We start from the raw sequence: 12,266 nt of genomic DNA on the forward strand, positions 1-12,266 counted from the left end.
ACTGCAATGGGTCGAAAGTTTAACACATAATCGGTTGCAACTGATATGTTCAGTCGGCTTATCTCACGCTGCATTGCCTGATATACTGTGCGCCATTTTTGAGCGTGTTATCAATCGAGGTTTTTAGTGGAGCAGCAATATAGTGCAATTAAAAAGGCACTAAATACACTAGAAGAAGCAATGCGTCACTTTTCATTGTGGCCTGCTTTGAGGCCATCTAGTAGTGCAATGCAAAGTACACTACCTTTTGCTGTGGACACGATGTCATTTGAGTGTTGGCTTGCCTATATCTTTATTCCCAAAATGCGGGCAGTGATAAATGCTGGTCAGCCTATACCCAATATGCAAATAGCGCCCGCTGCAGAGGTTTATCTTACGGTGTCTTCTGATGAGATAATTTCACTGCTCCGTGACATTGATAACATTGTTAACGCGCCAACGAAGGCCAGTTACATTGGGCCTCGCTACTGATGCTTAATATGAAAGATAAATGTGAAAGCCCGCCAGAGCTTAAAGTTTTGTATCAAGATGATTACATTGTGGCTATTGATAAGCCACCGGGTATGCTGGTTCACCGAAGTCCCATTGATAAGCATGAAACTGTGTTTGCAGTACAAACCTTAAGAGACCAATTAGGTGCCCATGTTTATCCCGCACATCGCTTAGATAGGCCAACATCGGGTGTTTTGCTATTTAGTTTTAATTCACAAATAGCAGCTCAGATTGGTCAACAGATGATGGATAAGCAAGTTGCCAAGGTTTACCACGCGGTGGTGAGAGGATTTGTCCATCACACTGGTATGGTGGATTATGCGCTGAAATATCGCTACGACAAAATTGCAGATAAGCACAAACGACCTCAGCAAGCACCTCAACAAGCCACGACCATGTACCAAACGGTTGCGCAATATGAAGTGCCCGAGCCAGTTGGGAAGTATCAAAGTGCTCGCTATTCTCTGATGAAGCTATTGCCCAGTACGGGAAGAAAGCATCAATTGAGAAGGCATATGGTACATATTCGTCACCCAATTATTGGTGATACCACTCATGGCGATGGTAAGCAAAATAAATTCGCTAAGTCGCACTTTACTTTTGCTAATTTGGCCTTAAGTTGTACCCAAATGGGTTTTGTACACCCTGTTTCAGGGCAGTGGGTAAATGTGAGTAGTGATGTACACGTCGAAATGCGTCGCTTTGTCGAACAGCTTTCACCGTTTCAAATAAAAAATTAAATGAGGTTGTGGTGATTTACAGTAAAAATTTACCGTAATAATCTGCACGACAATCGAATAGGCCATGTATACCATTGGGGAAGCCAATTGTTAGTGGCAAACAAAGACAGAATATCATTAAAAAAATAAGAGGGTTAAATGGGTTCATTAACAATAATTGCCGGAACAGTGTATGGCAACGCTCAACATGTTGCAGAACAAGTTGAAGAAAGTTTAGCGGGACAAGGCATAGATTGCTCTCTTGAAAGTGATCCATCAGTTGCTGATTTCAGTGATGCTGACGCTTTACTTATTATTACATCCACCACAGGACAAGGTGATGTTCCTCCTAACTTAGAATTTGTTTTCTCTGACCTTAAAGATGAAAGCCCTATGTTGACAGGTAAGCCATTTGCGGTTGCTGCATTAGGTGACAGTAGCTATGGCGACAGCTTTTGCGGTGCAGGAAAGCAATTTCAGGCGTTATTAACAGAATTGCAAGCAGATGCGGTTGCAGATATGTTGGAAATTGATGCTATGGAAACGCTTGAGCCAGAAAAAGACGTACTTGAATGGGTGAACACCATTAAAGATAAGCTGGTGGGCTAGCCTTTATTTGGCCATAGTTTAATAAATAAATCGCCATTTTTATACAGAGGCCTTTACAAAAAATGCCCAATATAAAAGGGCCCAATATAAAAGGGCCCAATATAAAAGTACCCAATATAAAAGAGAAATGGCTTAAAACGCAAAAAAGCGCATTGTGAAAACAATGCGCTTTTTCATGTAGCGTTATCGTTGTCTCACGGATGTGTGATACATCCCGACAAATACGCCCTTAGTTATTCTGCACCACGTAGTAGTGCATTGATACCTACTTTAGCGCGTGTTTTTGCGTCTACTTTCTTAACAATAATAGCGGCATAAAGGCTGTATTTGCCATCTGCACTAGGTAAGTTACCAGATACAACAACAGAGCCTGCTGGTACGCGACCATAGTGTATTTCACCGGTTTCGCGGTCATAAATACGTGTGCTTTGACCAATGTAAACGCCCATTGAAATCACCGCACCTTCTTCAACAATTACACCTTCAACAATTTCAGAACGTGCGCCAATGAAGCAGTTGTCTTCAATGATAGTTGGGTTGGCTTGAAGTGGCTCTAGTACCCCACCGATACCTACACCACCAGACAAATGTACGTTTTTACCAATTTGTGCACATGAGCCTACAGTCGCCCACGTATCAACCATAGTGCCTTCGTCAACGTATGCACCAATATTCACATACGATGGCATGACCACCGCATTTTTGCCTACAAAAGTACCTGTGCGTACAGCCGCAGGTGGAACAATTCGTGCACCTTCAGCAGCAAATTGTTCAGCGGTATAGTTTGTATATTTAAGTGGTACTTTGTCGAAGTATTTACTTTCAGCACCGTCAATAACTTCATTGTTATGGAGGCGAAAGAACAATAAAACGGCTTTCTTTAGCCACTGGTGAACTACCCATTCGCCAGCAAGTTTTTTCGGCAACACGTGCTTTACCGCTATTTAGTAAATCGATGGCTTCTGCAACCGCTTTTTTTACATCTTCAGGTGCTGATGTAGGGCTAATGCTGTCGCGATTTTCGAAGGCGTCTTCAATAATGGCTTTCAATTCATTCATGGTATTGTGATATCTTCAAGTTGATCGAGTTTGAACAGAATACGCTTTTTAAGGCTTACCTGTTGTTCTTGGGTTAATGCTTTGCCAGCCTCATTGCTGACGATGAATATGTCTTCGGCGCGCTCACCAATTGTGGCAATTTTCGCAAGTTTTAGTGTTGTGTTCGTATCCACAAAAGCGTGCCCAATTTTAGCCAAAATACCGGGGGCGTCCAGTGCTTCTAACTCTACGAGCGTGGCTTCATCGTTGATACTGAAAAAGCGTACTTTAGTAGGTACATCTAACTGCTTCATTTGACGAGGTAATTTTCGCTTATTCTCGTGTGAGCGACCGGGCTTCTCTAGTTGCGCTGAAATGGCATTTTCAATTGATGTAATACGGGAATCTGATGATAAACGGCCACCGTCATTCTCAAGAATTAGCATACTGTCAAAGACGTAGCCATCTCTGGTTACAGTAACGTGTGCATCGTGAATTGAGCAATTGCGGCTATCTAACACCGAGGCAACTTGTGCAAATAATGCCTTTCGGTCTTTGCCGTAAATCAATAACTCAGTGCCGCCTTTCGCACTGTTGTCGTTCGCTTTTACTAATAAGCCTTGATGCTCTGGAGTTAGCCAATCGTTCTGGGCTTTTAAAATTTCGTCAGTATGCCATGCAATTTGTGTAGGTTTAAAACGTACAAAGTAATCGTCGTCTAACCTCGCCCAAAGCGCGTCGATAGCTAATGGATCGATAGCTCGCTCTTGCAGAATTTGTCTTGCTTGGTGTTTATGAGTAGTCACGCGCTCATTGAGAGTAACTTGGCACTGTAGCCCATTATCTAATGCTTTTTGTGTCATTAGGTACAACTCGCGAAGCAACGACGCTTTCCAGTCATTCCACAAATTGTCATTGGTTGCTCGAATATCTGCAAGTGTCAGCGTGTACAACAAATTCAAGTGGCTGTGACTGCGTACCGCACTCGCAAACTCACTGATAACATCTGGGTCGTAAATATCTCGACGTTGGGCGACAACACTCATCAATAAGTGGTTTTCGACGAGCCACGCAATCATTTCAGCGTCATCACCGGGTACATTGTGTTTCTCGCAGAATACGGCTACATCTTTTGCGCCTAATGTGGAATGATCCCCATTTCTACCTTTGGCAATATCGTGAAATATGGCGGCGATATAAAGTACTTCAGGTTTGTCTAAATTTCGGCATATGCGCCCACAACGCGGAAAGTCTTTATTGTCTTTCGAGAAGAAATAATTGACGTGTTTAACCAAGCGGTGGGTGTGTTCATCAACGGTGTAAGCATGAAATAAATCAAATTGCATCATACCAACAATGGCATCCCACTCAGGCAAATAGGCTTGCAAAATACCGTGCTGATGCATGATGTCCCACGCAAAATTAAAAAACTCGGGTTGTTTCATCAACACCATGAATTTTTCACGACACGCAGCTCGCTCAACAAAGTAATTACTTTCGAATGCGCGATGTGCATTGCGCAACTGACGAATACAAATGCTGCTTAACCCGCGAACTTCAGGCGTGTTAGCCACAACATTCAGAAAGTCGAGAATCGCTTCAGGTGATGAAAATACGTTTTCATGCCGCGGGGAAATCATTCTGTCGAGCAATTCAAAATTTTCATCAATAATGATTTTGCTTTGTACACTCTGATTTAGCATGTCGTACTTGAATCGTTGCAACAACATCTGATTGAGCTCTGATACGCGAGCCACAGTACGGAAAAAGTCTCTCATCATTTTCTCGACTGAGCTTTTCCCTTCTTCTCCATAACCCATCATTTTTGCAACATCAGGCTGATAATCAAATAACAGGCGGTTCTCACTTCGACCGGCGGTTAAATGCAATGCGCAACGCATTTTCCACAGGTGCATACGACAGGCGATAAGCTCACTGTGTTCTTGCTCAGTAAAATAGCCATGCCCTACGAGGTTCCAGCCGTCGTATTCTTTAAAATGCTTTTTGGCAACCCAGCCAATTGACTGAATGTCACGAAGGCAGCCTGGGTTTTCTTTTATGTTTGGTTCTAGGTTGTAGGCGGTACCATTGAATTTGGCATGGCGCTTTTTCTGCTCTTCGTATTTCGCCGAGAAGAAAGCTTTGCTACTCCAAGAGTTGCGACCATTCACTTCTTCCCAAAGCTTTTCGAATGTGGGTTCGCTACCGCATAAAAGGCGGCTTTCAACTAAGTTAGTGGCGATTGAAATATCGTCTTTAGCCAGTTTCACCGTTTCTTTAATGGTGCGAACTGATTGGCCTACATCTAACTTAATATCCCAAAGCAGTGTAATGAATTGACCAACTTTTTCTTGAGCATTGGTTGATAGTTTCTTTTTGCTTACTATCAGCAAATCAATATCTGAGTAGGGCTGCAAATGTCCTCTGCCATATCCACCAACGGCACAAAGAGAAAGCTCATTTACAGTATCAAGGCCGTACAATTGCCACAAATGGCACAGTAGAGCATCAACAAACTGCGCGCGACCGGTCACGAGCTGATTTACAGGTGTAGCGTCGAATGAATTTGATATCCATTCGTAGCTTTTCTCCACGCAAGATTTAATAGCTTGGATGTCGTCAACAGTACTAATGGAGTCAATATTTTTGATCAGTGATTGCAGCGTCAAAATACACCTTTGAGGTAGAGTTCTTTTCAAGCGCTACGAACAATATCACGAATTGCAATGAATTCGCAGTAGTCAGTGGTTGCATAATTTAGGTTAAATTGTGAATAATTATGGGATTTTGTTATAGCGGTGTAGTTGATTTCCCGTTTCAGTGACAAGCCATGCAATGGCATGGCTTCTACGAGGCTTTAGGTCTAATTCATTAATGATGTTTTGGGCTTGGATTAACGGTCACTATACCAGCTGGTTAATCTTAAACTGCAGCTTTTGTTCTGCAACATAACAGATGGTTTTTACGCCGAAGCCGTAGGTTAGGGTTAGGATACATACAGCGAATACTGGCCCGAAAGAGGTACTAAAGTCATCCGCCTGGAAGTGACTTCCTATTGCGATGGCACCAATAAGGCTAGAGAAAATACCCGTTAAAATGGCCGTTTGCCCCAATACTTTAAAAAACAGTTGGGCGTTTGTGAGGGTTTGCTTATCAAACTGACTCTCGTCATTGAGTAACGCGCTTATTCCTTGAGAGAGCGTTTTTGAAGATGTAGCCGCTAAAGCAAATACAGTAGAGGGAATGAACACGAGCATGGCAGAGGGAATATCGATAAACATATCGATGCCACCTCCCCATACCAAAGCCATAATGGTTAAACCGCCAAATACAACCAAACTAAATATAAACATCATTAATCCTCGTTTTGTTTTCCATAGAAACTGAAAGGCTGAGCGCAGCGCTTGTTGCTGGTACCATCGTTTAGCTGCGTTGGGGTTAATTTGCGCTCGGCTTAAAAACTCTTCTTCTAGATCACCCAATATGGGCTCTTTTAACTTGCTTGGCAGCACCCACTGAAGGAATCGCCCAGACCAAACAGGAGGTTGTATAGTGATAGGGTTCATATGCTCTCCAGTAATGCTAGGTCTTGCCACATATTTGCTAGTGCATCTTTGGAGCGCTTTAGCGCCATTTGACCGTGTGCCGTAACCTTGAAGTACTTTTTGGCGCGCCCTCCACGCTCAGGTGTTGCTTCACCCATTTTACTTTCAACGAGCCCTTTGCTTTCTAAGCGCTCTAATGTGGTATACAAAGCGCCAATGGTGACATCCCGTTCAATGGTTTCAGCAAGTAGTTGACGAATGCTACTGCCATAAGCTGAATCTCCCAGTTTTAGAATGGCGAGCAGTAAAAACTGTTCAAACTCACCTAAAAACTTATCCTTACTCATCAAAATTCTCCATATATTATTACTACAATGTAGAGGATAGTGGTAAGAAGTCAATATATTTTACTTTGTAGGGTATATTGGAAGAAAAAGGTGGAGTCGAAGCAAATAGGTCAAAACAAATGAGGAATAAATGAAGTAAATACTGCACTGATACAAATAAAAACAGTAGCAAAGTAAACCTTTGCTACTGTTTAACATGCGCTTTACGCTAATGGATGGGCTAGATGCGAAGTGTAGTTAATTATGCGAAATAACTCTTGGCAATGTTTCATCTTCACGCAATGTAAGCACTTCTACACCATTTTCTGTTACTAACAAGGTGTGCTCCCATTGTGCGCTAAGGCTTCTATCTTTGGTAACAACAGTCCATTGGTCTGGAAGTACCTTTGAATAGCGCTTTCCGGCATTCACCATAGGTTCAATGGTGAAACACATTCCTGGAACAAGTTCTTCGCCGGTTCCTGGTCTTCCGTAATGCACAATTTGCGGTTCTTCGTGGAAGCTCGAACCTATTCCATGACCGCAGTACTCGCGAACGATAGAATAGTTATGAGCTTCAGCGTGTGTTTGGCAAATGTGACCAATGTCACCTAAGCGCATACCTGGTTTAACTTGCTCTATTGCTTTGTACAAACATTCTTGAGTTACGCGAATAAGTCGTTCAGCAAGAATGGATGGTTTGCCCACAACAAACATTTTTGATGTGTCGCCGTGGTAACCATCTTTAATTACTGTTACGTCAATGTTGACAATATCACCGTCTTTTAATTTCTTGTCAGAAGGAATGCCATGGCAGATACAGTGATTCACCGATGTGCATATTGATTTTGGAAAAGGCGGGTGTCCATAATTGAGTGGAGCAGGGATGGCCTTTTGTTCATTGACAATATAGTCGTGACACAAGGTGTTAAGTTCATCTGTTGTCACACCCTTTTTCACAAAAGGCGTAATCATTTGTAAAACTTCGGCGGCCAACTTACCTGCCACACGCATTTTTTCGATTTCTTCTGGGGTTTTGATTATTGCTGTCACAGCGCCTCTCAAATCGTTAAAAGCTAAAAATTCATAGTAATTTGCAACGTGAGTCAAAGTATAACATTAAACTGCCCGTTCTGAGTAACTTGCTGAGTTTTAAATGCGGTTTCATTAATTTTGTCGGGGGGAGTGAGTGAGGCCATAATCTATAATTCTCTTAGTGCCAAAGTCAGCATTCTTCGCTTAAAACTTGAGACTACATCACAGTTATGGTATAAAGCGCGCGCCCTGACGGAAAGCTGTATTTTCCACATGTGGAGTACACCGTTACAGAGGGTAAATTTATTTAATTAAAACACACATATACCGACACTTCGTATCGGGGTGTTCAGCTGGCAGTTAACGTTAGTTGAATCGATACAAGGGGTATATGGAGGCCTAACCCCAAGAGGAAAATTAAATGGCTAATGTTTCTATGCGTGACATGCTGAAAGCAGGTGTGCATTTCGGTCACCAAACTCGTTACTGGAACCCTAAGATGAAACCTTACATCTTTGGTGCGCGTAACCGAGTTCATATCATCAACCTTGAAAAAACGGTTCCACTTTTCAATAACGCTCTTAACTACCTTTCAGGTGTTGCGTCTAAGAAAGGTAAAATCCTTTTCGTTGGTACTAAGCGCGCCGCTGGCGAAGCTATTAAAGAAGCTGCACTTAAGTGTGACCAGTACTACGTAAACAAGCGTTGGTTAGGTGGTATGCTAACTAACTGGAAAACAGTACGTCAGTCAATCAAGCGCCTTAAAGAACTTGAGCAACAAAGCCAAGACGGTACGTTTGAAAAGTTGACCAAAAAAGAAGCGCTAATGCTTCAGCGTGAAATGGACAAGCTTGAAAATAGCCTTGGCGGTATCAAAGATATGGGCGGTCTACCAGACGCAATCTTTGTTATCGACGCAGATCACGAGCACATCGCGATTACTGAAGCGCGCAACCTAGGTATCCCTGTTGTTGGCGTTGTTGATACTAACTCTAACCCAGACGGTGTTGATTACATCATCCCTGGTAACGACGATGCTATCCGCGCTATCCAACTATATTTGGATGCAGCTGCAAACGCTATTAACTCAGGTCGCGAAAGCAACCTTGAAGTACAAGCTGAGCAAGACGACTTCGTAGAAGCAGCAGAGTAATTCTGAATGCACATTGTCATAACACGATAATATGACAGTGTAATAATACGAAACGTATTGAGAGGGGCGGCATCGCCCCTTTTACCTAACGAATTTAAAATTTAATGCTGAGGAATTGAAAAATGGCAGTGACTGCAGCACTAGTTAAAGAACTGCGCGAGCGTACTGGCGCAGGTATGCTGGATTGTAAAAAAGCCCTGGTTGAAACGGATGGTGACATTGAACTAGCCATTGAAAACATGCGTAAATCAGGCCAAGCAAAAGCGGCTAAAAAAGCAGGCCGTATTGCAGCTGAAGGTGTTATCCTAACTAAAGTTGAAGCGGGTCGTGCGACTATGCTTGAACTAAACTGTGAAACTGACTTTGTTGCACGTGACGAAGGTTTCCTTAAGTTCGGTAACGAGCTGTTGGAAGTTGCAGCAGCTAACAACATCAACGACATCGAAGCACTTAACGACGCAGACATGAACGGCGTTAAAGTTAGCGAAGCGCGTGATGCACTAGTTGCGAAAATCGGTGAGAACATCTCTCCTCGTCGCGTTATCAACGTTGAAGGCGACACACTAGGCGCTTACATTCACGGCGGCCGTATTGGTGTTATCTCAATTCTAACTGGCGGTACTGAAGAGTTAGCAAAAGACGTTGCAATGCACGTTGCTGCTGCAAGTCCTCAGTTCGTTAAGCCGGAAAATGTTCCAGCTGAAGTTGTTGAGAAAGAGAAAGAAATCCAAATCGAAATCGCTATCCAGTCTGGTAAGCCAGCTGATATCGCTGAGAAAATGGTTGCAGGCCGTATGAAGAAGTTCACTGGTGAAGTGAGCTTAACTGGTCAGCCTTTCGTTAAAGATCCTTCAATTTCTGTTGCTGAACTTCTTAAGAACAACAGCGCAGACGTAATCAACTTCGTTCGTTTCGAAGTAGGTGAAGGTATCGAGAAGAAGACTGAAGACTTTGCCGCTGAAGTGGCAGCGCAAATGGCTGCAGCTAAGAAATAATTGACCGTTTATCTTTTGCATTTAGCAATAGTTAGATAAACTACCAAGCACCTCCCTGGAGGTGCTTTTTTATAGCTGAAGGTCTTTATTGTTGCCATTACACTGCGTTAGTGTGAAGCTAAGCGGTTATAGCGTTACTGAAAACAGATCAAAGCGGGTTGCCCTATGTTTTTTGCGCTGATGCGATAAATCAAAAAGTATAGGGCAAAACGCGTTTACGAGGACATTTCAAACTATGAGTATCACACCAAAATCAGCATACCGACGCATTTTATTAAAGCTAAGTGGTGAAGCCTTGATGGGTGAAGAAGGCTTTGGTATCGACCCCAAAGTGCTTGACAGAATGGCACAGGAAATCAAAGAACTGGTTGAGTTAGGCGTACAAGTGGGTCTTGTTATTGGTGGTGGTAATCTGTTTCGTGGTGAAGGGCTAGCAAAAGCTGGTATGAACCGCGTAGTAGGTGATCATATGGGAATGTTGGCAACGGTTATGAATGGCTTGGCAATGCGTGACGCATTACACCGCGCTTTTGTTAACGCGCGTATGATGTCAGCCATTCCGCTAAATGGTGTGTGCGATGCATACAATTGGGCCGAAGCAATAAGCTTGCTCAAGTCTGGTCGAGTTGTTATTTTCTCAGCCGGTACGGGCAATCCCTTTTTTACCACAGATTCTGCAGCGTGTTTACGCGGTATTGAAATTGAAGCCGATGCCGTTCTAAAGGCAACTAAAGTTGATGGCGTCTACAGCGATGATCCGGTGAAAAACCCTGATGCAGAGCTATACGACGAACTGTCATATCAAGAAGTACTAGAAAAAGAACTAAAAGTGATGGACTTGTCTGCGTTCACACTTGCTCGTGACCACAGTCTCCCAATCCGTGTTTTCAATATGAATAAGCCTGGCTGCTTAAAGCGTGTAGTGATGGGTGAGAAAGAAGGTACGGTGATCCGCCACGCGGACAGTAAATAAATCAAGAAATATAGGATACAAATCGTGATTGATGAAATTGAATTAGATGCGCAAGAGCGCATGGAAAAAAGCCTCATTGCATTGAAAGGTCAATTTAGCAAAATTCGAACAGGTCGAGCGCACCCAAGCCTACTTGATGGCATCATGGTTCCCTACTACGGTGTAGATACGCCACTAAAGCAGGTTGCAAACGTTGTCGCAGAAGACAGTCGCACACTTGCACTAACTGTGTTTGATAAAAGTGCTATCCAAGCGGTAGAAAAAGCCATCATGCAATCTGATTTAGGCCTTAACCCAATGAGCGCAGGAGGATCAATTCGAATTCCACTTCCACCGCTTACAGAAGAGCGTCGTAAAGACCTCATTCGCGTAGTGCGCAATGAAGCAGAAGGCGGCCGAGTAGCGATTCGCAACATTCGCCGTGACGCTAATGGTGATGTAAAAGATCTGCTGAAAGAAAAGGAAATCAGCGAAGACGAAAGTCGCGCAGCAGAAGAAAATATTCAGTCAATTACTAATGACTTTATAAAGAAAGTTGACAGCATGCTTGCTGACAAAGAAAAAGAACTCATGGAAGTATAAGTCAGTATTATGATTGGAAAGCGGTTAAGCACAGCTGAATCGATAGACGTGACAGGGCCAGCGAGTGTAGTTGGCCCTAAGCATGTTGCCATTATTATGGACGGTAACGGTCGCTGGGCACAAAAAAAGGGAAAATCCGCACGTTCGGGCACAAAGCCGGTGTTGAATCAGTGCGTTCCGTCGTGCGTTTCGCTCGTCAAAATGGTATTGAGTCGCTGACGTTATTCGCTTTTTCCAGTGAGAACTGGAAACGGCCAGAAGAAGAAGTCAGTGTATTGATGGAACTGTTTAATCTTGTACTCAATAGCGAAGCTAAGCGCATGCATAAAAATGGCGTGAGGCTTCAGGTTATTGGGGATGTTAATGGATTTGACGATAAGCTTGTTGAAAAAATTCGAAAAGCTGAAGAGATGACCAAGGACAATCAAGACTTAGTGTTAAATATTGCTGCGAATTACGGTGGCCGATGGGATATCGTCAATGCGGCAAAGCAACTTGCAGAGCAAGTTAAAAGTGGCGACATCAACACAAAGGATATCGACGAAGATGCTTTTGGCCGCTTTGTATCAACAGCTAACTTACCTGAACTTGACCTACTAATACGCACGGGTGGTGAGCACCGTATCAGTAACTTTTTGCTGTGGCAGTGTGCTTATGCCGAGCTGTATTTCACTGACGTCTTATGGCCAGACTTCAATGAAGAGGTGTTTCAATTAGCCGTGGACGACTTTAACGTTCGCCAGCGACGATTTGGTCTTACTGGTGAGCAGATTGTGAGTGCTGAGGGTTAATACCATGC

The 12,266-nt window shown here is 43.3% G+C and carries 11 protein-coding genes and 2 pseudogenes; 8 read left to right on the forward strand and 5 right to left on the reverse strand.

Annotation, left to right across the window (positions count from 1 at the left end; translation table 11 throughout):
• Nucleotides 1-126 precede the first annotated feature (126 nt).
• From EYR97_RS03460 to EYR97_RS03470, 3 genes are all read left to right on the forward strand, one after another.
• Nucleotides 127-471: a YqcC family protein gene (locus EYR97_RS03460; RefSeq protein WP_131092441.1), complete on the forward strand. Its 345-nt coding sequence runs from the start codon at nt 127-129 to the stop codon at nt 469-471.
• Between the two features lie 8 nt (nt 472-479).
• Nucleotides 480-1,232, forward strand: coding sequence for a pseudouridine synthase (locus tag EYR97_RS03465; protein WP_242634884.1), 753 nt, complete (start codon nt 480-482; stop codon nt 1,230-1,232).
• 138 nt (nt 1,233-1,370) lie between these two features.
• A complete protein-coding gene (locus EYR97_RS03470; protein ID WP_131092443.1) occupies nt 1,371-1,820 on the forward strand; it encodes a flavodoxin domain-containing protein in 450 nt (149 codons plus the stop codon).
• Between the two features lie 233 nt (nt 1,821-2,053).
• Here the strand turns inward: EYR97_RS03470 and dapD are convergent.
• The 5 genes and pseudogenes from dapD to map form a co-directional block, all read right to left on the reverse strand.
• Nucleotides 2,054-2,879 (reverse strand): annotated as a pseudogene (dapD, locus tag EYR97_RS03475) (2,3,4,5-tetrahydropyridine-2,6-dicarboxylate N-succinyltransferase).
• A complete protein-coding gene (gene glnD, locus EYR97_RS03480) occupies nt 2,876-5,527 on the reverse strand; it encodes a [protein-PII] uridylyltransferase (protein WP_131092444.1) in 2,652 nt (883 codons plus the stop codon). The pseudogene dapD and the gene glnD overlap by 4 nt, the downstream one beginning before the upstream one ends.
• A gap of 234 nt (nt 5,528-5,761) precedes the next feature.
• Complete coding sequence (locus EYR97_RS03485; protein WP_131092445.1) at nt 5,762-6,424, reverse strand: hypothetical protein; 663 nt, start codon at nt 6,422-6,424, stop codon at nt 5,762-5,764.
• On the reverse strand, nt 6,421-6,750 hold the full coding sequence (locus EYR97_RS03490) for a PadR family transcriptional regulator (protein ID WP_131092446.1): 330 nt from the start codon (nt 6,748-6,750) through the stop codon (nt 6,421-6,423). The genes EYR97_RS03485 and EYR97_RS03490 overlap by 4 nt, the downstream gene beginning before the upstream one ends.
• Nucleotides 6,751-6,987: 237 nt before the next feature.
• Complete coding sequence (gene map / locus EYR97_RS03495; RefSeq protein ID WP_131092447.1) at nt 6,988-7,782, reverse strand: type I methionyl aminopeptidase; 795 nt, start codon at nt 7,780-7,782, stop codon at nt 6,988-6,990.
• 403 nt (nt 7,783-8,185) lie between these two features.
• On the opposite strand from map, the gene rpsB reads away from it, so the two are divergent.
• The 5 genes and pseudogenes from rpsB to uppS all read left to right on the forward strand — a co-directional run bounded on the left by rpsB (nt 8,186) and on the right by uppS (nt 12,258).
• Entirely contained in the window at nt 8,186-8,917 is a 732-nt protein-coding gene (gene rpsB, locus EYR97_RS03500; protein ID WP_131092448.1) for a 30S ribosomal protein S2, read from the forward strand.
• Between the two features lie 122 nt (nt 8,918-9,039).
• Nucleotides 9,040-9,912, forward strand: a complete 873-nt coding sequence (tsf, locus tag EYR97_RS03505; protein WP_131092449.1) for a translation elongation factor Ts — start codon at nt 9,040-9,042, stop codon at nt 9,910-9,912.
• Nucleotides 9,913-10,147: 235 nt separating this feature from the next.
• Entirely contained in the window at nt 10,148-10,885 is a 738-nt protein-coding gene (pyrH, locus tag EYR97_RS03510) for a UMP kinase (protein WP_131092450.1), read from the forward strand.
• A 24-nt stretch (nt 10,886-10,909) separates the two neighbouring features.
• A complete protein-coding gene (frr, locus tag EYR97_RS03515; protein WP_131092451.1) occupies nt 10,910-11,467 on the forward strand; it encodes a ribosome recycling factor in 558 nt (185 codons plus the stop codon).
• Nucleotides 11,468-11,476: 9 nt separating this feature from the next.
• Nucleotides 11,477-12,258 (forward strand): annotated as a pseudogene (gene uppS, locus EYR97_RS03520) (polyprenyl diphosphate synthase).
• Nucleotides 12,259-12,266: the final 8 nt, after the last annotated feature.

Source organism: Alteromonas sp. KUL42, assembly GCF_006538325.1.
Classification (GTDB): Bacteria; Pseudomonadota; Gammaproteobacteria; order Enterobacterales; family Alteromonadaceae; genus Alteromonas.

Coding starts and splice junctions, on each gene's coding strand:
- EYR97_RS03465 (WP_242634884.1), top strand. CDS start 480: ATGAAAGATAAATGTGAAAGCCCGCCAGAGCTTAAAGTTTTGTATCAA.
- EYR97_RS03470 (WP_131092443.1), top strand. CDS start 1,371: ATGGGTTCATTAACAATAATTGCCGGAACAGTGTATGGCAACGCTCAA.
- EYR97_RS03485 (WP_131092445.1), bottom strand. CDS start 6,424: ATGAACCCTATCACTATACAACCTCCTGTTTGGTCTGGGCGATTCCTT.
- EYR97_RS03490 (WP_131092446.1), bottom strand. CDS start 6,750: ATGAGTAAGGATAAGTTTTTAGGTGAGTTTGAACAGTTTTTACTGCTC.
- rpsB (WP_131092448.1), top strand. CDS start 8,186: ATGGCTAATGTTTCTATGCGTGACATGCTGAAAGCAGGTGTGCATTTC.
- tsf (WP_131092449.1), top strand. CDS start 9,040: ATGGCAGTGACTGCAGCACTAGTTAAAGAACTGCGCGAGCGTACTGGC.
- pyrH (WP_131092450.1), top strand. CDS start 10,148: ATGAGTATCACACCAAAATCAGCATACCGACGCATTTTATTAAAGCTA.